This is a genomic window from Amycolatopsis palatopharyngis (assembly GCF_003385185.1).
GTDB lineage: Bacteria > Actinomycetota > Actinomycetes > Mycobacteriales > Pseudonocardiaceae > Amycolatopsis > Amycolatopsis palatopharyngis.
Genome location: NZ_PQHZ01000062.1, coordinates 1 through 23,772, shown reverse-complemented (window position 1 = coordinate 23,772; position 23,772 = coordinate 1). Strand labels below are relative to the sequence as shown.

The 23,772-nt window shown below is 67.4% G+C and carries 26 protein-coding genes; 17 read left to right on the top strand and 9 right to left on the bottom strand.

The features are described 5' to 3' along the window. The first annotated feature begins 123 nt into the window (after positions 1-123). The 8 genes from sp36 (at position 124) to D0C15_RS29735 (ending at position 5,919) form a co-directional block, all read left to right on the top strand. The gene (sp36, locus tag D0C15_RS29770; RefSeq protein ID WP_086679227.1) at positions 124-285 is read left to right on the top strand and encodes a Sp36 family protein; all 162 of its coding nucleotides are present in this window, start codon (positions 124-126) and stop codon (positions 283-285) included. Between the two features lie 2 nt (positions 286-287). After that, positions 288-743 carry a RidA family protein gene (locus D0C15_RS29765; protein ID WP_116051447.1) on the top strand — a complete coding sequence of 152 codons (456 nt, stop codon included), beginning with the start codon at positions 288-290 and terminating at the stop codon, positions 741-743. A 43-nt stretch (positions 744-786) separates the two neighbouring features. After that, positions 787-1,416, top strand: coding sequence for a hypothetical protein (locus tag D0C15_RS29760; protein ID WP_116051446.1), 630 nt, complete (start codon positions 787-789; stop codon positions 1,414-1,416). 34 nt (positions 1,417-1,450) lie between these two features. Next, complete coding sequence (locus tag D0C15_RS29755) at positions 1,451-2,620, top strand: hypothetical protein (RefSeq protein ID WP_116051445.1); 1,170 nt, start codon at positions 1,451-1,453, stop codon at positions 2,618-2,620. Positions 2,621-2,839: 219 nt separating this feature from the next. Further along, on the top strand, positions 2,840-3,550 hold the full coding sequence (locus D0C15_RS29750; protein WP_116051457.1) for an NUDIX hydrolase: 711 nt from the start codon (positions 2,840-2,842) through the stop codon (positions 3,548-3,550). Further along, positions 3,547-4,332 carry an MBL fold metallo-hydrolase gene (locus D0C15_RS29745; RefSeq protein ID WP_245976392.1) on the top strand — a complete coding sequence of 262 codons (786 nt, stop codon included), beginning with the start codon at positions 3,547-3,549 and terminating at the stop codon, positions 4,330-4,332. The genes D0C15_RS29750 and D0C15_RS29745 overlap by 4 nt, the downstream gene beginning before the upstream one ends. Continuing rightward, entirely contained in the window at positions 4,329-4,604 is a 276-nt protein-coding gene (locus tag D0C15_RS29740; protein WP_116051444.1) for a glutaredoxin domain-containing protein, read from the top strand. The genes D0C15_RS29745 and D0C15_RS29740 overlap by 4 nt, the downstream gene beginning before the upstream one ends. A gap of 40 nt (positions 4,605-4,644) precedes the next feature. Further along, positions 4,645-5,919: an SGNH/GDSL hydrolase family protein gene (locus D0C15_RS29735; protein ID WP_116051443.1), complete on the top strand. Its 1,275-nt coding sequence runs from the start codon at positions 4,645-4,647 to the stop codon at positions 5,917-5,919. Positions 5,920-5,943: 24 nt separating this feature from the next. Here the strand turns inward: D0C15_RS29735 and D0C15_RS29730 are convergent, their stop codons facing one another. The 3 genes from D0C15_RS29730 to D0C15_RS29720 form a co-directional block, all read right to left on the bottom strand. After that, positions 5,944-7,221, bottom strand: coding sequence for an MFS transporter (locus D0C15_RS29730; protein ID WP_116051442.1), 1,278 nt, complete (start codon positions 7,219-7,221; stop codon positions 5,944-5,946). Positions 7,222-7,642: 421 nt separating this feature from the next. After that, the gene (locus D0C15_RS29725; protein WP_091678356.1) at positions 7,643-8,317 is read right to left on the bottom strand and encodes a Crp/Fnr family transcriptional regulator; all 675 of its coding nucleotides are present in this window, start codon (positions 8,315-8,317) and stop codon (positions 7,643-7,645) included. Between the two features lie 222 nt (positions 8,318-8,539). After that, positions 8,540-8,791 carry a hypothetical protein gene (locus tag D0C15_RS29720; protein WP_091678354.1) on the bottom strand — a complete coding sequence of 84 codons (252 nt, stop codon included), beginning with the start codon at positions 8,789-8,791 and terminating at the stop codon, positions 8,540-8,542. Between the two features lie 359 nt (positions 8,792-9,150). Between D0C15_RS29720 and nth the strand changes: the two genes are divergently transcribed. From nth to D0C15_RS29700, 4 genes are read left to right on the top strand one after another with little or no spacing between them, the layout of a single operon-like run. Next, positions 9,151-9,855: an endonuclease III gene (gene nth, locus D0C15_RS29715; RefSeq protein ID WP_425455442.1), complete on the top strand. Its 705-nt coding sequence runs from the start codon at positions 9,151-9,153 to the stop codon at positions 9,853-9,855. Beyond that, positions 9,852-10,469, top strand: coding sequence for a TlpA family protein disulfide reductase (locus D0C15_RS29710; protein ID WP_116051441.1), 618 nt, complete (start codon positions 9,852-9,854; stop codon positions 10,467-10,469). Before nth ends, D0C15_RS29710 begins: the two co-directional genes overlap by 4 nt. Beyond that, positions 10,466-11,194 (top strand): NUDIX hydrolase, encoded by a 729-nt coding sequence (locus tag D0C15_RS29705; protein ID WP_116051440.1) that lies wholly within the window; start codon positions 10,466-10,468, stop codon positions 11,192-11,194. Before D0C15_RS29710 ends, D0C15_RS29705 begins: the two co-directional genes overlap by 4 nt. After that, positions 11,191-12,375, top strand: a complete 1,185-nt coding sequence (locus tag D0C15_RS29700; RefSeq protein ID WP_116051439.1) for a MarP family serine protease — start codon at positions 11,191-11,193, stop codon at positions 12,373-12,375. Before D0C15_RS29705 ends, D0C15_RS29700 begins: the two co-directional genes overlap by 4 nt. A 46-nt stretch (positions 12,376-12,421) precedes the next feature. On the opposite strand, the gene D0C15_RS29695 is transcribed toward D0C15_RS29700, so the two are convergent. The 3 genes from D0C15_RS29695 to nhaA all read right to left on the bottom strand — a co-directional run bounded on the left by D0C15_RS29695 (position 12,422) and on the right by nhaA (position 15,301). Then, the gene (locus tag D0C15_RS29695; protein ID WP_116051438.1) at positions 12,422-13,390 is read right to left on the bottom strand and encodes an alpha/beta fold hydrolase; all 969 of its coding nucleotides are present in this window, start codon (positions 13,388-13,390) and stop codon (positions 12,422-12,424) included. A gap of 12 nt (positions 13,391-13,402) precedes the next feature. Further along, complete coding sequence (locus D0C15_RS29690; protein ID WP_116051437.1) at positions 13,403-13,933, bottom strand: phage holin family protein; 531 nt, start codon at positions 13,931-13,933, stop codon at positions 13,403-13,405. 159 nt (positions 13,934-14,092) lie between these two features. Further along, positions 14,093-15,301 (bottom strand): Na+/H+ antiporter NhaA, encoded by a 1,209-nt coding sequence (gene nhaA / locus D0C15_RS29685; RefSeq protein WP_245976389.1) that lies wholly within the window; start codon positions 15,299-15,301, stop codon positions 14,093-14,095. A gap of 239 nt (positions 15,302-15,540) precedes the next feature. Here nhaA and D0C15_RS29680 point away from each other — a divergent pair, with 239 nt between their 5' ends. Further along, a complete protein-coding gene (locus D0C15_RS29680) occupies positions 15,541-16,998 on the top strand; it encodes a peptide MFS transporter (protein WP_116051436.1) in 1,458 nt (485 codons plus the stop codon). A gap of 114 nt (positions 16,999-17,112) precedes the next feature. Continuing rightward, positions 17,113-17,400 (top strand): hypothetical protein, encoded by a 288-nt coding sequence (locus tag D0C15_RS29675; protein WP_116051435.1) that lies wholly within the window; start codon positions 17,113-17,115, stop codon positions 17,398-17,400. Position 17,401: 1 nt separating this feature from the next. Here D0C15_RS29675 and D0C15_RS29670 read toward each other — a convergent pair whose 3' ends face one another. Both D0C15_RS29670 and D0C15_RS29665 read right to left on the bottom strand, forming a co-directional pair. Further along, the gene (locus D0C15_RS29670) at positions 17,402-18,133 is read right to left on the bottom strand and encodes a VIT1/CCC1 transporter family protein (protein WP_116051434.1); all 732 of its coding nucleotides are present in this window, start codon (positions 18,131-18,133) and stop codon (positions 17,402-17,404) included. A 99-nt stretch (positions 18,134-18,232) separates the two neighbouring features. Then, the gene (locus D0C15_RS29665; protein ID WP_245976387.1) at positions 18,233-18,862 is read right to left on the bottom strand and encodes a GntR family transcriptional regulator; all 630 of its coding nucleotides are present in this window, start codon (positions 18,860-18,862) and stop codon (positions 18,233-18,235) included. Between the two features lie 150 nt (positions 18,863-19,012). Between D0C15_RS29665 and D0C15_RS29660 the strand changes: the two genes are divergently transcribed. Continuing rightward, positions 19,013-20,734 (top strand): hypothetical protein, encoded by a 1,722-nt coding sequence (locus D0C15_RS29660; RefSeq protein ID WP_116051432.1) that lies wholly within the window; start codon positions 19,013-19,015, stop codon positions 20,732-20,734. 53 nt (positions 20,735-20,787) lie between these two features. Here D0C15_RS29660 and D0C15_RS29655 read toward each other — a convergent pair whose 3' ends face one another. Beyond that, positions 20,788-21,243: a DUF6319 family protein gene (locus D0C15_RS29655; RefSeq protein ID WP_116051431.1), complete on the bottom strand. Its 456-nt coding sequence runs from the start codon at positions 21,241-21,243 to the stop codon at positions 20,788-20,790. A 747-nt stretch (positions 21,244-21,990) separates the two neighbouring features. On the opposite strand from D0C15_RS29655, the gene D0C15_RS29650 reads away from it, so the two are divergent. Together D0C15_RS29650 and D0C15_RS29645 are read left to right on the top strand one after the other, a co-directional pair. Then, positions 21,991-22,725 carry a L,D-transpeptidase gene (locus tag D0C15_RS29650; protein ID WP_245976396.1) on the top strand — a complete coding sequence of 245 codons (735 nt, stop codon included), beginning with the start codon at positions 21,991-21,993 and terminating at the stop codon, positions 22,723-22,725. 71 nt (positions 22,726-22,796) lie between these two features. Beyond that, on the top strand, positions 22,797-23,579 hold the full coding sequence (locus D0C15_RS29645; protein WP_116051429.1) for a choice-of-anchor P family protein: 783 nt from the start codon (positions 22,797-22,799) through the stop codon (positions 23,577-23,579). The last annotated feature ends 193 nt before the right edge of the window (positions 23,580-23,772 follow it).

The window sequence follows — 23,772 nt, the reverse complement described above, 5'->3', positions numbered from 1 at the left end:
CCGGCAACAGGGCATGCGGGACCAGAGCCCGACAGGGTGGACTATCCGTGATCGGACGTCACTTATGGTGACAGACCCGCGCACCGGTCATCGGCTGTGGCCGTACCGGCTACGCTCGCGGCCATGAGTGCCACCAAGTGGGAGTACGCCACGGTTCCGCTGTTGATTCACGCGACCAAGCAGATCCTCGATCAGTGGGGCGAGGATGGCTGGGAACTGGTTACGGTGTTGCCGAACCCGACCGGGGAGCAGCACGTCGCCTACCTCAAGCGCCCGAAAGGTTGACCATGAGCTGGACTGAAAGGCTCGGCGAGCTAGGGATCGAACTGCCCGGTGTGGCCGCCCCGTTGGCCGCCTACGTTCCCGCGGTCCGCAGTGGCTCGCAGGTGCTGACTTCCGGACAGTTGCCGTTCGTCGATGGATCGTTGCCCGAAACCGGCAAGGTCGGTGCGGAGGTCAGCCCGGAGGCGGCGAAGGGACACGCGCGCACCTGTGTCCTGAACGCGCTCGCCGCCGTGGACTCGGTCGCCGGCATCGACTCGGTCGTGCGCGTGGTGAAGGTGACCGGGTATGTGGCTTCGGCCGAGGGCTTCACCGGCCAGCCCGCGGTGATCAACGGCGCCTCCGAGCTGCTCGGTGAGGTCTTCGGTGATGCCGGGGTGCACGTCCGTGCCGCCGTTGGTGTAGCCGAGCTCCCGCTCGGCGCCCCGGTCGAGCTCGACCTCGTGGTGGAGGTGGCGTAATGCGTGCGGTCGGGTGTGTGCCTCGGATGGGAAGGACCGCTTGATGGATCCGGACATCGAGGACTCCTGTCACGAACTGCTCCTGCGGCTCGCGGGCCGGTTGCCGGACCAGACGCTCTGGCGCTTCCGCGACTGGCTCGGCGAGGGAGCGATGGGCACGCTCGCCCGCACCCTGCCGAAAGCTTTGCTAAAGCACAGGATTGATCTGGAGCAAACGGAGTACCGGCTGCTAGTCGCCGGTCTGATCCCTCATGGTGCCGACTGGCATCAGGTGAGTTCCGCCCTTGGGGTGGACGATGTCACGGATACGCGGTACACATTCCATTCGAGTGCACCCGATTGGGTGAACTCTGTCGACTCGGTGTCCGTGCTTGTCCACGCAACGTTGCGAGGGCGGCCGGATGTGGGTGAGGTTCGGGAGAGCTGGCGGCACGGGGGCGTCACGGACGGGCCAGAGGCCAAACGCGTACTGCTGGTCACCGCGTTGTCCGGAACCACTCGGCTGACCGGGGAACTGCAGCGCGTGCTGCGGGTGCTTGGCGACGAGGAGCCGAGCGTGGAGGTACTGCCGCCACGGTTCGAGTTGCCGGAGTACCACCGGGCCGCGCTGGCGAATTCCCGGTTGGTGTGCGTGGGAGCCGTGGACACCGGGCACCGTCTCGTCTCGGCGTAACGCTCGCCCTCCGGCGAGCTGGAGGGAGTAGGCCATGGCGGAGAACTACGACGCCGCTGCCGGCAGTGCCGCTGACGGGCTCGCTGTGCCGTTGCGGTTGCACAACCTGTTGCTCGCGCTCGCCGGCAGAATGGATGACAGCGCCCTGTCGGAGGCGCGGGAACTGGTCGCTCGCTCGCATATGGACGAAGCCGCCGAGCTGACGGCGGGCACCCTCATCGCCGGACGGATCCCGGTTCGCGGCATCGAGCAGCGCGAACTCGCTCTGGTGCTGGAGATGAGCCGGTCGGACGCGACACTGGCCGACCAGTTGTCCGTCAGCGATGCCGACCTTGCTGCCGCGCACCGCTTCACCGGTGAGAACCAGCCGGAGCTCGGCATGGCCGAGGCGCTCGACCGCACCTTGCACGTGCTGCCGGATCTGCGCTCGGTGCACGCCGTCTGGCGGAACACCCCCGCGGGCAGCGTGCCCGGTCCGTTGCCGCAGCGGGTGGTTCTGGTGGAGATCGGCCCGGAGGCACACCCACCTGCCGTCGCCTACCGCGTGTACGCCGCCCTGCGGCGGGCCGGTCTGCATTCGGTGGTCGAGGTCAGTGGGCCGTGGGCGGAGCGCACGGCCTATCACGACAGTGCGCTCGCGGTGGCCAACGTGGTTTGGGCGGCGGATTCCGGTTCCGGCGGGACCAGCGGTAGCGCCGGAACCAAGGTGGAGGAGTCGCAGGAGCGGTCGAAGACGAACCGGCACGCGTCACCCGTTGCCAGGTCCGAGCCGCAGCATGCGATTCGGGAGCAGCCTGCCCAGTCGCAGCAGCCCGTGCCGAGCGCGGAGCCTAAGCAGGCCGAGGTGGTGAACCCGGCGACCGCATCGATCCCGCCCGCTCGCCAGGAGGACCAGCCGAGTGTGGCCGCCACGACGGACATGACTTCCGCGGAGGTGGCGCAGTTGCGGATGGCGCTGGCCGAGGATCCGGAAACCGGAAAGGCGATCGCCTCCGCCAAGATCCGTCCAGGTGAGATCGTCGAGATCCCCGACCTCGACCTGGACGACCCGCAGCTGAGCGAGCGGGACCGGCAGCTGCTCCGGGAACTGCACGCCGAGCTGGCCGAGCGGGAGAAGGCCGAGTCCAGCGGAGGCAGGGTCAACGGCGCGAGCCGGGGCATCGGCGAGGCGGACCGGGGCAGGGCCGACGGCTTCACCGGCTGAAGATCGCGACCAGCTTGGCCCAGGTCGGGGCCCTCGACCCCGCGCACTTTCCCGGGAAAGTGCGGTTGGTGATGAGGGTCTCCCGCCGGAGCGGGCTGTCCGGCGTATCTTGCGGTCGTGGCTGAACTACGGCACGACCTAAGTTTCGACGCGTCACTGGTGGGTGACGCCAGTACGCCGCCCGCAGAGCAGGTGATCCCGAAGGACGCCGCCACTGTCATGCTGCTGCGCGATACCGCGCATGGACCCGAGGTGTTCCTGCAGCGCAGGGTGACGGCCATGGCCTTCGCGGCGGGAATGACGGTCTTTCCCGGCGGTGGCGTCGACCGGCGCGACACCGATGCCTCGGTGAGCTGGACCGGTCCCCCACCCGCCCAGTGGGCGGAGTGGTTCGAGTGCCAGGAGCCGTTGGCGCGGGCGCTGGTGTGCGCCGCGGTGCGCGAGACCTTCGAGGAGTCCGGGGTACTGCTGGCCGGAACCGAATCCGGCGTGCTGGCCAGCACGCACCAGTACGCCGACGCCCGGAAGGCACTGGTTTCCCGGGAGCTGTCCCTGGCCGCGTTCCTAGCCGGGGAAGGGCTGACGCTGCGAGCCGACCTGTTGCGGCCCTGGGCCAACTGGGTCACCCCGGCCGGCGAGCCGCGTCGCTACGACGCCCGGTTCTTCGTCGCGACACTGCCGGAGGGGCAGACCGCTGACGGCGCGACGACCGAAGCCGAGAGTTCCGGCTGGCAGCGTCCGCAGGACGCGCTCGCCGATGCCGAAGCCGGCCGCAGCACGTTGATGCCGCCCACCTGGATCACCCTCACCGAGCTCGCCGGCTTCACCTCCGCCGCCGACGCACTGGCGGCCGAGCGGCAGGTGTGCAAGATCATGCCGTCGCTGGTGCGTGAGGGAGATCGGGTTCGAGTCGTGCTGGAGGAAATGTGAGTGGTCATCCCGCCTACGCGCAGCTGCGTGTCGTCTCCCCGGTCGCCTCGGTGCTGCTCGAGGAGAACGCCTCGACGATGACCCTGGAGGGCACGAACAGCTGGGTGTTGCGCGCTCCTGGTGCCGCGAGCAGCGTCGTCGTCGATCCAGGACACGAGGACCCCGAGCACCTCGACCGGCTCGCTGCCGCTGGGGACGTGGAGTTGGTGTTGCTCACCCACCACCATCCCGATCACGCGGAGGGCGCTCCCTCCTTCGCCGAGCGGGTCGGCGCCCCGGTGCGTGCGCTCGACCCGGCGTTGTGTCGTGGAGCAGGTCCCCTGGAGCCCGGTGAAGTCGTTCAGGCGGCAGGTCTCGACCTGCACGTGCTGCACACTCCTGGACACACCGCGGACTCGGTGTCCCTGCGGCTGGAACACGATGGTCGCACCCACGTGCTCACCGGGGACACCGTGCTCGGCCGGGGGACCACCGTGCTCACCGATCTTGGTGACTACCTGCGCTCGCTGCGCGCACTCCTGGAGTTGCCCGAGGGGACACTGGGCCTGCCGGGCCACGGGCCGGAACTGGTCGACCTCGCGGGCACGGTGCGTGAGTACGTAGAGCACCGCGAACAGCGGCTGGACCAGGTGCGAGAGGCATTGCGCGAGCTGGGAAACGAGGCCTCCGCGAGGCAGATCGTGGAACTCGTTTATGCCGACGTCGACCGGGCACTCTGGGCCCCTGCGGAGGCCAGTGTCCTTGCGCAGTTGCAGTACCTGCGATCGGAGAGAGAGCTGTGAGCGTTCGGGAGATCGAGTTCTACTGGCGTCCGGGTTGTGGCTTCTGTGCCGCGTTGATCAGGCCGCTGCGGGCAAGCGGGTTGCCGGTGCGGGAGATCAACATCTGGGAGGAGCCGGGTGCGGTCGACCGGGTTCGTGAGGTGGCGGACGGCAACGAGACCGTGCCGACCGTGATCGTCGGCGAGCGGGCGATGGTGAACCCGAGTTTCGCCGAGATCACCGACGCGGTCCGTGAGCAGGCGCCGGAGCTGCTGGACGTCCCCGGGCGGTAACGGCCGGGAATTGTCCCCGCCTGCCGCTAGCGTCCTGTGCATGACCAAACGTGCAAGACGTTCGTCCTTGTCGCGGCGCCTGTTCGTCGCGCTCGTCGCCGTTGTCACGGCCCTCACTCTCGCGGCACCCCCGGCCGCTGCCGCGAAGAATCACTGGGTGGGCACCTGGGGTACCTCGATGCAGGAACCGGGGCCGGACGGTTTCTCCGGCCCGAACTGGTCGAGGGAAGGCTTCACCGATCAGTCGGTGCGGCAGGTGGTCCGGGTCAGCACCGGCGGACTCCGGCTGCGGGTCCGGCTCTCCAACGAGTACGGGACGGTTCCGCTTCGGCTCACGGGGGCCAGCGTCGGGAAGGCCAGTACGGGTGGGTCTCTGCGACCGGGAAGCGTCCGGTCGCTGACATTCGATCACTCGCCCTCGGCGACGATTCCGGCGGGTGAGCAGCTCGCCAGCGATCCGGTGCCGCTGCCGATCGCACCGCTGGAGACGCTGTCGGTGACGTTGTACTTCGCGGAGCCCACGGGGCCGTCGACCTTCCACGAGCAGGCGGTCGCCACCACCTACCGCGCCGCAGGTGACCACCGCTTCGACCGGGCAGCCTCGGCGTTCACGGAGTCCACCAAGTCCTGGTACTACCTCGCCGGGGTGGACGTGGCGGACCGGGTGTTCGGGGCGAGGGACACCGTCGTGACCCTCGGCGACTCCATCACCGACGGCGTCGCCTCGACGGTCGATGCGCACAATCGCTACCCGGACGAACTGGCCGAACGCCTGGTCGCCGCGCGCAAACCACTCGGCGTGCTCAACGCGGGGATCAGCGGAAACCGGGTCCTCAGGGATTCACCCTGCTTCGGTGCGAATGCGCTCGACCGGTTCGAGCGGGACGTAGCCGAGCAGCCAGGAGTGCGCACCGTGATCGTGCTCGAGGGGATCAATGACATCGGCATGGGCGGGCCAGGGTTCGGCGACTGTGTTCCGCCCAGCCCGGAGGTCACCGCACAGGACCTGATCGACGGACATCGGGAGTTGATCGAGGCCGCGCGGGACGCTGGGATCAAAACGGTCGGTGCCACTCTGCTGCCGATGAAGGGGGCTTTCTACCACGATTCGGAGGCCGAGGCGGTCCGGGACGCGGTGAACGAATGGATCCGGGGTAGCGGCGAGTACGACGAGGTGTTGGACCTCGACCGGATCATGGCCGACCCCGAGGACGGTGACCGGCTCAATCCGGCCTACGACGGGGGCGACGGGCTCCATCCGAACGATGCGGGCATGCGGGCGATGGCCGAGGCGATCGATCTGAACACCTTGTGAGCCCGCTCTGATCCTCCTTCGGCGTCAGCCGACGGTTGCGGGCACGGCGGCGGGATCGGCGGGATCGGCCAGCGTGGATCGGACGGTGTGCCGTCGTAGGTACACCACTCCGGCCAGCGTGATCGCCGCGGCCGCTGCCGCGAGGAAGGAGGCGGGCGGTCCGCTGTGCTCGACGAGGTAGCCGCTCACGGACTGACCCGCGGCGAGGCCGAGGGTGATGGCGGTGAGCAACCAGCCGAAGGCTTCGGCCGCCGTGCCCCTTGGCGCGACGATCTCGATGGCGGCGGAGTGCGTTGTCGACTGCGGGGTGATCAGTGCTCCGGCTCCGAGCATGGCGAGCGCGAGCCACCACAGCGAAGCAGGCGCGAGCGCCGTCGGCAGGGCGAGCAACGCCACGAGCGCGCCGAACATCGCCAGCAGTACCGGAAGCCGCAGCGCCATCGGGCGCGGCCATGGGCGCATGCTGTAGGCGACGCCGAAGGCCACCGAGCTCACCGACCATGCGGAGAGCAGCAATCCTCCGACCGCGGGCTTACCCGCCTCCGTCGCCGCAGCGGGTACGGCGACCTCGATGAAGCCGATGACCATGCCGAAGCCGAGTGCGGCGATCGCCAGTGTCCGCATCCCGGGGCTGGCCAGCGCGCCGAGCAGTCTTCCGCCTTCGTTCTCGCGTGCGGGCCCCCAGGCTCGGACCGTCGGGCTCAGGGCGAAGGTGATCGAACCGGTGACCATGCAGGCGGCCCCGACGACCATGCCCGTACCCGCCCATGGGGCGGTGATCAGCAGACCGGCCACACCGGGCCCGAGGATGAAGAAGACCTCCATGCTGATCGCCTCGTAGGAGAAGGCCGCGTTGCGGACGGGGCCCGCTGGCAGCAGGCGTCCCCAGAGCGCCCGCGATGCCGAACCCACCATCGGTTCGCTCAGCCCGATGGCCACGGACAGCGTGATGAGTGTCGCGGTGGACGCATGTGCCTCGATCGCACTCACCAATGCGGTCATCGCGAGGACGAACACCGTCGTGACGATCAGCAGTGGCCGGGTCGGTCCGAACCGGTCGATCAGCCTGCCCTGTGCGACCGAGCCGATCGACACCCCGACGAGCGCGCTGGCCGACACCATTCCCGCGATCGCGAACGAGCCGGTCTCGCGCTGGACGAAGAGCAGCGCGGAGATGCCGATCATGGCGATCGGCAGGCGCGCGAGCAGCGAGGCGATCGCCGGGCCGCGAGCGCCAGGGGCGCTCAGCGCGCGACGGTAGTCGGCCAGGGTGGAACCGCCGGGAGACGAGGATTGGGACACGCGTACCAGTATGCACAGATGTGGTACGTGGGTACCAGTAATTTTCCGGTCAGCTCGGTCACGTCCGGTCTGCTGCCGCGGGGCGGCGAGATTTGGTCTCAGTTAGATAACAGAGTCGGATTTTTCGCCGAATTTGCGCAACGAACCAACTGAAAAAGCGTCCTTGAGGGTGAACGACCTTGAGTTAGTGGGTAGGGGTCGTGCGATGGTTGAGCTGACCAGTTCAACCTTTGGTCGATCGGACATTGATAGATCGAACGCAAATCTCCCTCCGGAGATCGGGTCGGGGCCTAACACCGGAGGGCGGGGAGCGCGGACTGTCGGGGGATGGTCCGCGCACGGCAAAGGGCCGGTGCGCCACGTCGGGGGTGGCGCCCGGCCCTTTGTCATGTCGTCGTCCCGCGCTCGTGAGCGCGGAAGGTCAGCGCGCCCTGCGAGCCAGCCTTTCCGGATCCAGGATCAGCACGCTCTTGCCCTCGAGACGCAGCCAGCCGCGGTGGGCGAAGTCGGCGAGCGCCTTGTTGACGGTCTCGCGCGAAGCGCCGACGAACTGGGCGATCTCCTCCTGGGTCAGGTCGTGTGTAACCCGCAGCAGGCCTGCCTCCTGGCTGCCGAACCGTTGTGCGAGCTGCAACAGCGCCCTGGCCACACGGCCGGGGACGTCGGTGAAGATCAGTTCGGCGACCATGTTGTTGGTCCTGCGAAGCCGGCGTGCCACCACGCGGAGCAGCTGCTCCGCGATTTCCGGCCGGGTGGAGATCCACTGCCGGAGTGCGGCACGGTCCATCGTCACAGCGCGAACCTCGGTCACCGTGGTCGCGCTGGATGTGCGGGGTCCCGGGTCGAAGATCGACAGCTCACCGAACATGTCCGACGGACCGAAGATCCCCAGCAGGTTCTCCCTGCCGTCCGGGGACTTGCGGCCGATCTTCACCTTGCCGGACTGGATGATGTACAGCTTGTCGCCGGGTTCGCCTTCGTTGAAGATCACGTGGCCCCGGGGGAACTCCACAGCCTCCAAGGTCTGCGCGAGCGCCTCAGCTGCTGCCGGTTCCACACCCTGAAAGATGCCCGCCCGGGCCAGGGTCTCGTCCACCTCGTGCCTCCTCATTGCGTGGCGAGCCGCGATCCTCGGGCGGAGGAGCGTGTCGCCGGTCACTGCCTGCAGTCTAGGGCGTACTGGAAATGGTGCTTTCCTGGCACGCCGTGGTGTCGCCGATCCCGCCCGGGCGGGTGACGCTTCGGTTCACCGAACGCGTTCGCCCGGATACTGCCTGTTCAGCAGCGACTCCGTGGTGATCACGCCCGACGGAGGAGCCTAACCCCGAGCCTTGCGCGGGCGCAGCTTGGCTGCCCTTCCGCCGAGCCTGCGGAGCCTGAACAGCTCGAGCGCGCGGCCGATTCCGTGCCCGTAAAGGGCCCTGACCTCGTTCGGCTGCGCCTGCTCGAGGAACTCCTCGACCTCTTCCTCGCGCACCGTGACGTTGCTGAGGCGGTGTTCCACCCGCTCCATGGCGAGGGCGAAGAACATGATCACCAGTGGAACGGCGATAACGAACCAGACAGTCATTTCGCTCCCGTCGCGTCCGCACCGGTACCGGTGTGATGGGCGGCCGGCTCGACCGGTCGGACCGACACGGCCGGTATCGCCTGCTTCGATCCCGGCACTGAGTGTGGCGTCAGCCTCATCGACTCCAGATCCTCGCTGATGGCGCTCATGTCTTTGCGCCAAGGTGTGTTGCGGCGTGTCGCCCGCGCGGCGCGGATCGCACTGCGCGGGATCCTCCGGACACCTCCAGGTGTCCACGTGCGGCTCGACGGCGAGGAGTGCTTCGCCGAAGGGTCGGACGTCGCCCGTAGGCTATCGGGGTGCCATCTGCCGCCCGTAGTGCCCCCCGAAAGGATTACCTGGGGGAAAGTCGTCTCGCCTTGGTCAGGCGCGCCCGGCGCATCAAACGGCGCCTCGATGAGGCCTACCCGGACGCGCATTGTGAACTCGACTTCCGCACGCCACTGGAACTGGTTGTCGCGGTGGTGCTTTCGGCCCAGTGCACCGACAAGCGGGTCAACGAGGTGACTCCTGCCCTGTTCAGCAGGTATCCGACCGCGGCCGACTACGCGGGCGCGCAGCGGATCGAACTCGAGGAGCTGATCCGGCCGACCGGCTTCTACCGGAACAAGGCGTCCGCGCTGATGGGCCTCGGGGCAGCACTGATGGAGCGATTCGACGGTGACGTGCCTGCTTCGCTGAAGGACCTGGTCACACTCCCGGGGGTGGGGCGGAAGACGGCCAATGTCGTACTCGGCAATGCCTTCGATGTGCCAGGGATCACGGTCGACACCCATTTCGGCAGGCTCGTCCGCCGATGGGGCTGGACCGAACTGGAGGACCCGGTCAAGGTCGAACAGGCGGTCGGTGAGCTGATCCCGCGCAAGGAATGGACCATGCTCTCCCACCGGGTGATCTTCCACGGCAGGCGGATCTGCCATGCGCGTAAACCTGCCTGCGGCGCCTGCCCGCTCGCCCGTGACTGCCCGTCGTTCGGCGCCGGACCCACCGAGTTCGAGGAGGCCTCGAAGCTGGTCAAGGGGCCGGAGCGCGACCACCTGCTTGCGCTGGTGACGGAAGCGTGACCAGGACGACCGGTTGGGCACTCGGCCTGGGTGTACTGGTGCTCGCGCTCATCGTCGCCCTGTTGCCGAGAGACGATGCTCCTCCGGCAGGCCCCGAGGAGGACCTCAGTGGGCTACGGGCCGAGGCCGGTCTCGCCTCCTGTCCCGCCCCAGCGCAGGACACCCCTGGCGACGCGGTTGTTCCCCAGCTCGACGGCGTGACGGCGACCTGCCTCGGCGACGGCTCCCAGGTGGACCTCGGCAGGGCGCTGGCCGGGCGCACCACGCTGGTGAACGTGTGGGCGACCTGGTGCCCGCCCTGCCGGGAGGAACTGCCCGTCCTGCAGGAGTACGCCGACCTGCCGGATTCGGTGGACGTCCTCACCGTGCAGTTGGCCAGCGATCGCCGCGATGGCCTCGAGCTGCTGCGGGATCTCGACGTGCGGCTTCCGACGGTGCACGACGCGGACGACTTCGGCGGCCCTGTCCGCACCGCGCTGAAGGTCCCGCAGGCACTGCCGGCGTCGTACCTCGTCACCGCGGCGGGCGAGGTGCGGTTCATCGAGAATCCGCGCCTGCTCACCGACGTGGAATCGGTCCGGGGGGCAGTCGAGAAGTACGGAGGTGCCAGGTGACCGGCAAACTGGTGCCGCCGGCCACGGTGCCCGAGTGGCTGCGTGGCCTGGTCGAGATCGCCGACGAACTCGACCACCACTCCTTCACCAGGTTCAGCCCGCCGCCCGGTGCGCGCACCCGGCCAGCCTCGGTGCTGGTGCTCTTCGGTGAGGACGAGCTCGGGCCCGACGTGCTGTTGCTACGCCGCGCCGAAACGCTCGGCTCACATGCGGGGCAGGTGGCGTTTCCCGGCGGGGGAGCCGAAGAGGGTGACGAAGGACCGGTGGCGACCGCCCTGCGTGAGGCGGAGGAGGAGACCGGCGTCGATCCGTCCGGCGTACGGCCGGTAGCGCTGTTGCCCGAGTTGTATGTTCCGGTCTCCCAGTTCGCCGTGACACCGGTGCTGGCGCACTGGAAGGTGTCCTCCCCGGTGCACGCGGTGGATCCGGGGGAGACGGCCGCGGTCGCCAGGGTCCCCGTCGCGGAACTGGTCGACCCCGCGAACCGCTTCCAGGTGCGGCGGGGCGACATGGGCTGGCAGGGGCCCGCGTTCGAGGTCGGTGGCTTGTTCGTCTGGGGTTTCACCGCGGGGCTGCTTTCCGTGCTGCTCGGTCTCGGTGGCTGGGAGCGGGAGTGGGACTCCTCGGACGTGCGGGAGCTTGACGTAGCGTTAGCCGAACACGCGGCGCGGACGGCGTCGCTGACGATGCGCGCGACCGGGCGCCACGGTAGGGAGCCGGAGTGAACTGGGTCGACATCCTGGTGGTGCTGCTCGCGGTGCTCGCCGCCCTGTCCGGGGCGAGGCAGGGCGTCGTCATCGCGCTACCCGCGTTCCTCGGCGTGATCCTCGGCGCCGTCGTCGGCATCAAGCTCGCCCCGCTGGTGGTGGACCTGTTCGAGAACCCGGCCGCCAGGGTGGCGTTCGCCGTGGCGACCGTGGTGTTCATGGTGGCGCTCGGCGAGACGCTGGGGGTGTGGACCGGCAACAAGATCAAACGCCGGATCCGCTCGCCGAAGTTGTCCGGGGTGGACAACAGCCTCGGCGCGGTCGTGCAGGGCGCGGTGGTTTTCGTGGTCGCATGGCTGATCGCGTTGCCCCTCACGAGCGTGGCGGGCCTGCCCGGCCTGGCCTCGGCGATAAACAACTCCTCGGTGCTCGGCGGCGTCAACGAGGTGATGCCCGCCCAGGCGCAGGGGCTGCCCAACCAGCTGCGGAAACTGCTCGACGAGTCGGGCTTCCCGGCGATCGTCAACCCGTTCGAGCGGGCGCCGATCAGCGAGATCGAGCCACCGGACCCGGGCCTGCAGGCCACCTCGACAGTGCGCGAACTTCAGGACAGCGTGCTCAAGATACGGGGCACCGCGCCGTCGTGCTCCCGTTCGCTCGAGGGCAGCGGGTTCGTCGTCGCGCCGCAGCGAGTGATGACCAACGCGCACGTGGTCGCGGGCACCGACGAGGTCGCCGTGGAAACGTCGCAGGGCAGGCTGGACGCGCGGGTCGTGCACTACGACCCGGACACCGATGTCGCGCTGCTCGCGGTGCCCGGTCTTGAGGCGCCCGTGCTGAGCCTGGCTTCCACTCCGGCCCAGGCCGGCGACGACGCCATCGTGCTCGGCTATCCGCTGGACGGTCCGTACACGGCGACGGCGGCACGGGTCCGTGCCAGAGTGAACCTGCGCGGGCCCGACATCTACGACTCGAAGACGGTCGAGCGAGATGTGTACACCGTTCGCGGCCAGGTGCGCAGCGGGAACTCCGGCGGGCCGATCGTGGATCCGCAGGGCCGGGTGATCGGAGTGGTGTTCGGCGCTTCCGTCGAGGACCGGGACACCGGGTTCGTGCTGACGGCGGACGAGGTCCGCCCGGAGATCGAGGCCGCACCCGGCTACGGCTCCCGAGTCGGCACCGGTCCCTGCACAGCCTGACCTCACCCCCAGAACTTGGGGTGTCTGCAAGTACCACCAAGCAAGATCAACGACGTCGCTGAGTACTACCATCTCGCGGTACCGAGTGCAGGAAATCCAGCAGGACCCCACCCGTGTCCGCGGCGCACTCCAGGTGCGGGAAGTGACCGATGCCGGCGAGTGACTCGAACCGCGACCGCGGGCCGGTCCACGGCGCCGAGGCACGGGCAGTCTCGGGAAGCACGAACGGGTCGTCCGCGCCGTGCAACTGCAGGACCGGGACCTTCGCGCGGGTGTCGACGGCATCGACGAACCGGCGCCCTTCGCCACGGAACTGGGCGCGGAAGGCCCAGCGGTAGTACTCCAGCGCACTGTGGGCCACCCCGGGGACAAGCATCGCCTGGCGCAGTTTCGCCGCTGTATCAGCGAAGTCCGCGGTTCCCCGCCAATCGGTGCCGGATGCGCTGTGCAGCATGGACTCGACGGCCTCGGCATCGGCGCGAACCAGTGCGCGCTCCGGCGCCATCGGTACCTGGAACCGGAACAGGTGGCTGAGCGCCTTTGCCTGGTTGGCTTTGCGTCGGCGCAGTGCGGTGCGTGCGATCGCCGTGCGCAGCGCCAACGGGTGCGCACCGCCGAGCACGCTCACCGAGCTGACGACCCTGGGGTGCAGGGCAGCGGTCGTCCAGGCGAGCATCCCGCCCCAAGCGTGCCCGATCAGGTGAGCGCGAGGCTCACCCAGCGCGCGAACCAGGCCCGCGACGTCGCCGGACAGCGTCCAGGCGTCATAGCCACGCGGCGGCTTGTCGGAGTCGCCGTAGCCGCGCAGGTCAACGGCCGCCGTGCGAAAACCGGCCTCGGTGAGCATGCGCAGCTGGTGCTGCCAGCTCCACCAGAACCCGGCGAACCCGTGCAGCAACACGACCAGAGGCCCCGAGCCGGCCTCGGCGACATGGAGCCGGATGCCGTTGGCCGACACGTCGCGATGTGTCCAGGGTCCTTCGAACCGGACACTGGACGGGTCGGGTGCTGCCACGTGCGACCGCGGTCAGCCCCGGACGGGACCGGGGGCCTGTGCGGTGTCGTGGACTTCCGGGAAGTGATTCTCGGAGTCCTTGCGGGGTTTCAGCGCCGCGGCCGTGTCCCGGAAGCTGTCGATCGTGCGTTCCGGCGCCTTGATCTTCTTGAACCTCTTGTAGCCGAGCAGACCGAACACGGCTGCTACGACGAGCATCAGCGCGAAGACGATGCCGAACGCCGCCCAGCGCTGGAGCCACTCGGAAAGCAGCTCGCCGAGGAAGAAAAAGAAGAAGAAGGAGCTGTAGAGCGCCACGACGAGGGCGATCACGAAGAAGATGCTGCCCTTTACGGCCTTCTTCGCCTCCCCGACTACCTCGGATTTGGCAAGCTCGACCTCGGCCCTGACCAGCGTCGACAGGTGCTGCGTCGCGTCCTTGACGAGCGCACCGATCGACTGGTCACCGCCAGCGTCGTCCGGCTGCGACAGTGGGATGTAGGGCACGGACCCCACGCCGTCATTGTCGTTGAGTTGGTGCTTGGGGCTGCTCACGGGGCTCATCGTGCCATGACCGACTCGCCGAGGCTCGATGGGCGCGCCCTCCGTGTCCGTCAAGCCCGCCGCGCGCAGCGATCTGGAGTTCCCCAATGTGGCATTAGGGACGTTGGAGTTCCCCAATGCCACATTGGGGAACTCCCGAAACGCCGCGGCGGGCGGGGGTCAGTCGGCGTCGGAGTGAGCGTGTGCCTTGCTTCGGCGGATCAGCATCGCCGCTGCCAGCAGCGAGGCCGCCGCGGAGGCCAGCAGGACCGCGGCCTTTGCCAGCTCCGTCGCCTCGCCGTCGAGGGACAGTTCGGTGATCAGCAGACTCACCGTGAATCCGACACCGCCCAGCACCGAGAGGGCCGCGATATCTCGCCACTGGACGCCCTTGGGTTTGTCCGCGATACGCAGCTTCACCGCGAGGAAACTGAACCCGAAGATGCCGAGCAGCTTGCCGCCGAGCAGGCCGATCATGATCGCCAGCGGCAGCTTGGTGGTGAACACCTCCGCCAGCGAATCGCCGCTCACCTCGATGCCCGCGGCGAACAGCGCGAACACCGGCACCGCAAATCCGGAGGACCAGGGCTGCAGCCGGTGCTCCAACCGGATCGCGGGCGCGTGCTCCTCGCCCTTGTCGGCATGGACGCGGGTCAGCAGGCCCAGCGCCACCCCGGCGATCGTCGCGTGAATACCCGCCGAGTGGACGGCGACCCAGGTGATCAGTGCCAGCGGTACGTACAGCCATGGCGTTTGTACCCGTTTGTGCTGCAGGAACGCGTACAGCGCCAGTGCGACCAGTGCGATCGCGCCGGCCACCAGGTCGAAACTCGCCGTGAAGAGCACGGCGATCACGATGATCGCGCCGAGATCGTCCACCACCGCGAGGGAAAGCAGGAACACCCGGGCGGAACTGGGCAGGTTCGAACCGGTCAGGGCCAGCACCCCGAGCGCGAAGGCGATGTCCGTGGCGACCGGAATGGCCCATGCCTTGTCGATTCCTGGCTCGCCCCAGGCGATCGAGAGCGCCAGAGCCGCGGGAACGAGCATGCCGCCGATGGCCCCGACGATCGGCAGGGCCGCCTGCTTGATCTTGGAGAGCTCGCCCACCACGAGTTCGCGCTTGAGTTCAAGCCCGACGACGAAGAAGAAGATGGCTAGCAGGCCGTCCTTGGCCCATTCCCCGATGGTGAGGTTCAGGTGGAACAGCTCGGGGCCGAGCTCGAAGTCGCGGATCGTCCGGTACACATCGCCGATCGGGGAGTTCGCCCAGATCAGGGCTATCGCAGTGGCGGCGAGCAAAATCAGCCCGCCCGTGGTCTCCGTCCGCAGGTAGCGGGCAAATTCTGCCACCGTCTGGCCGGGCCGGCGTGGTACCGGTGAAGTCACAGGCAATCTCCAAACTTGCGGTCGACAACACTCTTGCCGACCAGACTTCCCGGCGCACCTTTACGTGATCCTAGCGGCCGGGGAGCGCCCGGGGAGCTGATCGTGTGATCACCCACTCTTCGACACTGGGACAAACCGGACGGAGTGGATCTCACAACCATGCGCCCTACTGTGTCAGTTATGGACGGTCCTACCATGCGGGACGACAACGCTGTCTAGACCATGAGGACGGTCCAGTTGTGAGTACCTCAACAGAGGTCACACGAGATAAGGGGTTCTTCGGGCACCCACGAGGGCTCGCGAATCTCTTCGGTGTCGAGATGTGGGAGCGCTTCTCCTTCTACGGGATGCAAGCCATCCTCATCTTTTACTTGTACTACTCCACGATGCAGGGTGGCCTAGCGCTGGAGAAGGCCACCGCGACCAGCATCGTCGGTGCCTACGGTGGGCTCGTCTATCTGTCCACGATCGTCGGATCTTGGATCGCCGACCGGGTCATCGGATCGGAGCGCGTGCTGTTCTACAGCGCCGTGCTGATCATGTTCGGCCACATCAGCCTGGCGGTGCTACCTGGTTTCGTCGGGGTCGGCGTCGGGCTCGGTGCTATCGCACTGGGCAGTGGCGGACTGAAGGCCAATGCCACGTCGCTGGTCGGCTCGCTGTACTCCGAGCACGACGACCGCCGCGACGGCGGCTTCACGATCTTCTACATGGGCATCAACATCGGTGCCCTGGTCGGTCCGTTGCTCACCGGTCTTGCCCAGGAGGAACTCGGCTTCCACTACGGCTTCGGTCTCGCCGCCATCGGTATGGCGGTCGGTCTGATCCAGTACACCCTGGGCCGGAAGAACCTCGGCGAGAACGCGAATGTCGTGCCGAACCCGCTGCCCGACGAGAAGCGGCCCATGGTCGGCGGGGCAGCGGCTGCAGGCGTAGCGGCCATCCTCGTGCTGGTCCTCGCCGGCGTGATCACCGCGGCCAACCTGTCCGATGTCACGGTGGTGGTCGTGCTGATCGCGTCGATCGGCTACTTCGCGGTCATCCTGAGCAGCAAGGGCATCTCCAGCGTCGAGCGCAAGCGAGTGTTCGCGTTCATTCCGATGTTCATCGCGAGCTTCGCCTTCTTCTCCCTGTTCCAGCAGCAGTTCACCGTGGTGCCCATCTACTTCGCCGAGCGGGTGGACCGGGTCATGTTCGGCTGGGAGGTGCCGGAGGCATGGATGAACGCGATCAACCCCATCTTCATCATCCTGCTGGCAGCGGTGTTCGCGGCGATGTGGACGAAGCTGGGCTCGCGCCAGCCGTCCACGCCGATCAAGTTCGCGCTCGGCACCGGCACCATGGGACTCGCGTTCCTGTTGTTCCTGCCGATGGCGGGCGGCGTCGGTAACAGCACGCCGTTCCTCGCGCTGGTCGGCATTCTGCTGGCGTTCACCGTCGCGGAGCTGATGCTGTCGCCGGTCGGGCTTTCGCTGTCCACCAAACTCGCGCCCCAGCGCTTCCGTACCCAGATGGTGGCGTTGAACTTCCTGTCGATCGCGCTGGGCACGGCCATGGCGGGCTCGCTCGCCCAGTACTACAGCGTCGACAACGAGGCTGCCTACTTCGGCACTGTCGGTGGCGTTGCGGTGCTGCTCGGCCTGTTGATCGCGGCGGTGAGTCCGTTCATCCGGAAGCTGATGAGCGGCGTGCGCTGACACCCGGTTCGGGGCACGGATCCGTCCGTGCCCCGAACCGAACGTGTGCGAACGGATGCCCTCCGCGCACGAAAATGTCATCATCATTCAGGTGGCACCCCGCGGGGAGGGATGATGAGGGACCGGTTCTATGCCGTGCTGACCATGATCGTCGGTGTCGTTCTGCTGATCGGCGGGCTCATCACCCTGCTCGACAGCTCCCCGGCGGACACGGTCGTGGAACCGGCGGCCGGGCTCGCCCTGGACGGTCGGCAGAGCGACCCGGCGGAAACCGGGTGGTTACTGATCGGTGGTGGGGCGCTGGCTCTCGTCGGCGGCGCGTTCTGGGCGTACACCCAGTTCGCCCGGCGAAGGACCGGCCCGGCAGGCCCGGAGGCGACGGGATGGCCCGAGCCGCAGTGACTCAGCCGAGCGCGACCCCGAACAGCAGGCCGACGTAGTACGTGACGAGCATCGTCAGGCTGCCGACACCGACATTGCGCATGATCGCCCGCAACGATCCCGCGTTGCCGAGTTTCGCGCTGATCAGACCCGTCAACGCCAGCCCCAGCACCACCGCGAGTGCGCAAGCCCAGACGCGGGCGGATGTGGGTGGAATCGCGATCGCCAGCAGGGGTATCAGCGCCCCTGCGGAGAAGGCCAGCAGTGAGGCCCAGGCCGCCTGCCAAGGGCTGGTCAGTTCGTCCGGGTCGATACGCAACTCGGCCTCGGCATGGGCCCGCAGCGGGTCCTTCGCGGAGAACTCCCGCGCCACCTGCGCGGCCAGTTCGGGGGAGAGTCCTTTGTCCTCGTAAATCTCCGCGAGTTCGCGTTCCTCGGCCTCGGGCATCGTGGTCAGTTCCTGCGTTTCCAGCCGTAGCATCGCGCGTTCGGTATCGCGTTGCGTGCTAACCGACACGTATTCACCCCCGGCCATCGACAACGCGCCCGCGACAAGTCCGGCGACCCCCGCCGTGAGTATTGCGAAACGATCGGTTGTCGCACCCGCGACCCCGACCACCAGGCCGGCTACGGATACGATGCCGTCGTTGGCGCCGAGAACTCCGGCGCGCAGCCAGTTCAGCCGGGCGCCGAGACCCCCATGCGGATCGTGTGCCTCGCCACCGTGTGGCCGGGACGAATCCAGCTTTTCCATTTCGCTCACCAGAACAGTCAAACACGAATCACTGTGGATGTCGCGACAAAATAAATGAGGTGCATCGTAGGAAAGGCAAACCTCAATAAGGGAAGCCGATCAGCTCATCAGCTGAATTCGCAGAGTGGTTTCCAGATGAGTATTGATGGCGGCTTCGGCCGCGTCGAGTTCCCCGGCCGTGAGGGCGTCCAGGATGGCCCTGTGCTCTGTGAGAACCGCATCCTGCCGCCCGGCTGTGGAGTACAGGGCCACCAATCCGGCCCGGACCTGCCGGTCGCGCAACGCGGTGTAGGTCTTGGCCAGTATGTCGTTGCCAGCCGCCTCGATCAGCAGCGTGTGGAAGTGGGTGTCGAGCTCGATGAACTCACGAGAGTGGCGTGGGTCGTCCACGGTTTCCTGCCGCTCCAGCGTTTCCCGCAGGGCGGTAAGCGGAACGGTTGCGCTGGCGAGTGTCTTCCGCGCGGCGAAGCATTCCAGGGTTGCCCGTAGCTCCACCAGTTCCCGCAGGTCCTTACCGGAAAGGGGGGCCACATAAGCACCCCGCTTCGGCACGAGTCGCACCTGATCCTCGGCGGCGAGCATGAGCAGTGCCTCGCGGATAGGGGTGCGGGAGATACCGACCCTGGCGGCCACGTCCTGTTCGCTGATGAATCTGCCCTGCATGGCCGGATCGGTCAGCACGGTGTTCCTCAGGTACTGGTACGCCTTGTCGCGGCCGGACAAGATCACGGGTACCTCCCGGCATACGAGATGTATACCAATCCTAGGGCAATCGGCGAGATGTTCACGCGAAGGCGTGGTTAACCGATCGCAGGTTCCGGGTAACAGGCCATTCATGTGTGGCCGGAGCGGGAAGCGACAGCAAGGTGAGACCGGGGCGTGGTGAGCACGGCGGAGATCCGGGTGCCGGTACCGGTTTCGGACTCGTCCACGGATCGCAGACGATTGCCGAGCTGGGTGTACGCCGTCGCGAGTGTTCTCGGCGGTACGGCCCTGATCGGTTGGCATGCAAGCCGATTCGGCAACTGGATCATTGACGACGCGGCGATCACCTTCGCCTATGCGCGCAGCCTGGCCCAGGGGCACGGCGTCGTGCTGCAGCCGGGCGCCGATCCGAGTGAGGGCTTCTCCAACCCTTCCTGGCTCCTGCTGCTCACGCTCGGCCGCCTCCTCGGGTTGTTCGACCACGGGACGATCCTGGGAGTTCCGGACTATGTCGTCTTTCCGAAGGCGCTCGCTCTGGTCTGCTGCGCCGGAATCCTGGTCGGCTGTTTCCAGGCGGCCAGGAAGGTCACGCGCAGGCCCGGGCTCGCGACCTTCGCCTCGGGTGCGGTGCTGGCAGCCAACCCATCCTTCGTCATTTGGTGCTTCTCCGGTCTGGAGAACTCCCTTTTCGCCCTGGCAGTGACCTGGCTCGCCGTGGTGATGTTCCGTGCGGCCGTCAACGATCGGCTGCGCAGTGGCCGGACGGCGCTCGCCGTCGGCGCCCTTGCCGCACTCGCCGCCTTGACCAGGCCGGACGGTCTCATCTACGTAGCGGCGTATCCGCTCGTCCTGCTGGTGTGGATGAGTCGCACGTATGTCGGTGCGAGCGCGCGGGCGGTACTGCTGTCCACGGCTGCCTTCGCGGTTCCCGTCGGCGCCTACTTCACCTGGCGCTACCTCGAGTTCGGCAAGTTGTTGTCCCTGCCTGCACTGGCCAAGAACCAGGACCTGCCCGAGTTCACCGACCTCACCCGCAGCGAGCAGCTACTCGAGTACGTGGGTGCGCCCGCGGGGATCGCGTTCGCCGTGCTGGTCGGCATGGTGCTGTTGCGGCCCTCTCGGTTGCGAGCGGGCATGATCGCGCTACTGGTGACGCTGATTCTGGCCGTGACGGCGTTCGCCGTGCTGAAGCCCGATTGGATGGGCGAGCATCGGTTCGCGACACCGGCGTGGGCTCTCGCGGCACTGGCCGGGACTTTGGCGGCGGGGGCCGCTTTCCGGCATACCGGGATTCGCGGGAGGGCGGTGCTCAGCGCGGGGCTGGTCGTGGTTTTCGTCCTGTCGGGCAGTCTGTTCGCGGCAGCCTCGGAGAAGTTCCGGGAGGGGCCGACCGTGCCCATGTGTGTCGTCGCCGAACGGTGGGGCCGCATCTTCAACGCCTATGCGGACATCGCGGGAGTCGGCCAGGGGTCACTGCTGCTGCCGGACGTGGGTGGCACCGCGCTGACCAGCCGATTGCGTGTGGCGGACATGGCTGGACTCACCGAACCGCGGATGGCCGAGTTCTGGGCGAAGCAGCAGTGGGCGGAACTCAACGACTACGTCTTCGAGGAAGTTCGGCCGACGTTTGTCCATACCCATGGGGCCTGGGGCCGCGCGATCGTGGAGGACCCCCGGTTCGATCGGGACTATGTGGAGATCCGATCCATGGCGAACAAGGGGATCGACCGCGTGCGCAGGGATGTGTTGTCCGACCCGGCGGTACTGGAGGAACTACGGGCCTACGCGAAGAATCAGGTTCCGGTGATCGAGGCGGCGGCCGCGTCCGCCCCGCGGGGCCATTGCGGAGCCACGCTCAGGCCCGGGCAGCTTCCCGCGGTTGCTGCCGGGGAGTGAAAAATGCCGGAACGGGTGCCGTCGCGCGGTACCCGTCCCGGCGGGGGGAGTGGTCAGCTCTCCAGTTCGGCGAGGGCCTGCTTGGCCTGCTGGAGTTCGGCCTCGAGCTGCGCGACCTTGGCCTGCTGCTGCTCACGGGCGGCGTTGATGACGTCGTCGATCGGTCCGGACAGGTCCACGTGGAGTTCCTTCGCTGCCCGGGACACGGCGGCCGCCGGAATGTCGAGACCGCGAGCGACCCACTTGCTGCCGTGCTTCAGCTCCGCCTGCCACTCGCCGTCCGCGGTGCCGGTCACGGTGAGGGTGAGCTCGACGGTCCGGGTCTTCTTCGCGCTGGTGCCCTTCGGCCGGCCGCGCTTGGTCTTGGCCTGGTCCTCCGCGGACGGTTCGTTCGCCTCTGGCTGCTGGTCCGCCGGCGCCTCCGTGGGACCACCTGCCAGCTCCCCGTTCCCGACCGGCTCCGTCCCGGTGGCGTCGTCCCGCTGCTGTGTCAAGGAATCCACTGTCATCGTCGGTGCTGCTCCTCGCCGCGTTCGATGGGCTCTCCGTGGTAGCGTAGAACATTCGTTCGAGTCGGTGCCATCCGGGCAGGTGGGGACTATCCAGTGCGTCGGAAATCGAGTTCCGTGCCGAACCCTGGTCACGGTTTTCGTTACTCTTCGTAGAAGTCGGACAATGCGCTGCGCTACTTTCTGCCCGTCGAATTGGGATCGGGCGTTACATCAATCCACCTGAAAGAGTGAAACCAACTGATCGTCGCGTCTTGCGATTAACCCCGTTTTCGCTGCTTCTGGGGTTGCGGCAGCCGATCTCCGGACGGCAAGCACATTGATTCCGGTGGGCCCGTACTGCTAGCAATGTCCCTGCAGCCGCAGGTCAGGGTGGACCTTGTTGGCGCGCAACAAGTTCCGCAGCCTGTGGGTCCCTTTCCCCCAGTGATCCACGCCACCTTTTGCCGGGCGGGGGCGGCGGTTTGTTCAGCAAGAATTTGTTACTCGTGTATTGGTTTGGACGCTGCTTTGATATCTGCGCGTGACCTGGTTGGCCACGAACGTTCACTCTTGTGGAGGTTCGAGAGTACTAACCTACCCGCGCGTAAGAGCCGAATCCCTCTTTGCTTTAATGCCATTCTCACTTCTCGACCTACAGCCCAGGGACTCTGATTGATGGAAAGATCTGCGCTTCTGCACCACCAGGGCCGCGGTAACGGCGGGCGGCGCGTGTCGACGAAATCGCTGGCTGTCGTCGCGGCCGCGATGTTGGCCCTGCTGACATCGGGGTGTGGTGACGACGGGGCTGCCGCGCAGTCCGGCGGGACCAGTCAGGAGGAGGTCACCGCGCTCGCGGAGGCCACCACCTTCACCGCACTGGAGAACCCTCCGCTCGACCCGGCACCCGAGGCCGCGACCGAGGGTGAGGTGCTCCACCCCAAGCGCGAGCTCGTCGTCCACGACGCTGTTGACGGAAAGCCGATCGCGCGGCTGCCGGAGAAGCAGATCGAGTCGCCGACCTGGGTGCCGGTCATCGCCCGTGAGGGTGACTGGGCGCAGATTTTGTTGCCCACCCGGCCCAACGGTTCGGCGGGCTGGATCAACACCGCGGATGACGCGGTCGAATCGGCCAACAACGACTACGTGGTCAATGTCGACCTCGCCTCGTTCAGCCTGGAGATCCTCAAGGGTGACGAGCAGGTCGGCGAGTGGACGATCGGTATCGGCAAGCCCGAGTTCCCAACCCCCACCGGGCGCGCATTCATCATCGCCTCGATCGAGGAGACGGTGAACACCTACAGCCCGATCGTTCTCCCGCTGAGCAGCCACTCCGACTCCCACGAGACCTTCGGCGGTGGCCCCGGCACGGTGGGTATCCACACCTGGCCTGACAACAGCTTTGTCGGTGAGGCCAACAGCGACGGGTGCATCAGGGTGACTCAGGAAGCCCTGGACCAGCTCGTCAAACTTCCGCTCGGCACGATCATCAACATCACCTGATCCCGCGCGGCAGGCCCTGTTCCATCCCCCGTACGAAACCTCTGTACGTACAACTGGTGAAAGGTAATAAATTGTCCAGGAAGAGAACCGCCGCCCTCGGCGCCGGCGCCCTGTCCGCACTGCTCGCGGGCGGTATCGCCCTCGCCCCGATGGCTTCGGCCGAGGTCGAGGACTCCGCCTACGCCATCGCCGCCGACGGCCTGGTCGAGATTCCGAAGCTGCCGCACGTGGTCGGCTCCGGCGACGAGTCCGTGGTGCGGGCCGACCTTCCCCCGGAGGGCGACGCAGTCCTGAGCCTGGGCGTTCTCAACGCTTCGGCCGGCGAGGGCTGGTCGCGCGCCAGCACCGCCGACCTCGAGTTGAGCCTCGCCACAGCGCCGGTCATCTCGGCCTCGCTGCTGGAGGTCAACTGCAAGGACCTGCAGGCCTCCACCAAGATCGTTGGCCTGAAGGTCGACGGAGAAGAGCAGGCGCCCGAGAACCAGGTCCCGGCGAACACCGAGATCGTGCCGGAGCAGCTGGGCCAGGTCGCCAAGGTCACGCTGAACAAGCAGGTCGAGAACGAGGACGGCTCGGTGACTGTCACCGCGGTCTCGGTCGACCTGCTGGACAGCACCCAGACCATCGACATCTCCTCGGCGACCTGCGCCGAGGATGGCAACGGCGGCGAGCCGACCGAGCCGCCGACGAGCACCGAGCCCCCCGTCACCACCGAGCCTTCCGAGCCCGGCGACGGTGACAACGGCGATAACGGTGACAACGGCGACGATGGCGACAACGGCGACGAGGCCGACGAGAACGGCAACGCGCCGGTCCCGACCCCGCAGCCGGCTCACCTCGCCGTGACCGGCTGATCGAGCCGCTGGAACACTGACGCGACTGTGGCCTCCACCCGACTCGGGTGGAGGCCACAGTCGCGTTCGGATGGTTATTCGTCGGTGGTGTTTTTGTTGAGGCCGGTGGTGATTTGGTCCATGACGGTGGTGTCGGCGAGGGTGGTGACGTCGCCGATTTCGCGGTTTTCGGCGATGTCGCGGAGGAGTCGGC

Excerpts from the sequence above, each read along its gene's own strand:
- sp36 (WP_086679227.1), top strand. The coding sequence starts at position 124 with ATGAGTGCCACCAAGTGGGAGTACGCCACGGTTCCGCTGTTGATTCAC.
- D0C15_RS29765 (WP_116051447.1), top strand. The coding sequence starts at position 288 with ATGAGCTGGACTGAAAGGCTCGGCGAGCTAGGGATCGAACTGCCCGGT.
- D0C15_RS29760 (WP_116051446.1), top strand. The coding sequence starts at position 787 with ATGGATCCGGACATCGAGGACTCCTGTCACGAACTGCTCCTGCGGCTC.
- D0C15_RS29755 (WP_116051445.1), top strand. The coding sequence starts at position 1,451 with ATGGCGGAGAACTACGACGCCGCTGCCGGCAGTGCCGCTGACGGGCTC.
- D0C15_RS29750 (WP_116051457.1), top strand. The coding sequence starts at position 2,840 with ATGCTGCTGCGCGATACCGCGCATGGACCCGAGGTGTTCCTGCAGCGC.
- D0C15_RS29735 (WP_116051443.1), top strand. The coding sequence starts at position 4,645 with ATGACCAAACGTGCAAGACGTTCGTCCTTGTCGCGGCGCCTGTTCGTC.
- D0C15_RS29720 (WP_091678354.1), bottom strand. The coding sequence starts at position 8,791 with ATGACTGTCTGGTTCGTTATCGCCGTTCCACTGGTGATCATGTTCTTC.
- D0C15_RS29690 (WP_116051437.1), bottom strand. The coding sequence starts at position 13,933 with ATGAGCCCCGTGAGCAGCCCCAAGCACCAACTCAACGACAATGACGGC.
- D0C15_RS29675 (WP_116051435.1), top strand. The coding sequence starts at position 17,113 with ATGAGGGACCGGTTCTATGCCGTGCTGACCATGATCGTCGGTGTCGTT.
- D0C15_RS29670 (WP_116051434.1), bottom strand. The coding sequence starts at position 18,133 with ATGGAAAAGCTGGATTCGTCCCGGCCACACGGTGGCGAGGCACACGAT.
- D0C15_RS29655 (WP_116051431.1), bottom strand. The coding sequence starts at position 21,243 with ATGACAGTGGATTCCTTGACACAGCAGCGGGACGACGCCACCGGGACG.
- D0C15_RS29650 (WP_245976396.1), top strand. The coding sequence starts at position 21,991 with ATGTTGGCCCTGCTGACATCGGGGTGTGGTGACGACGGGGCTGCCGCG.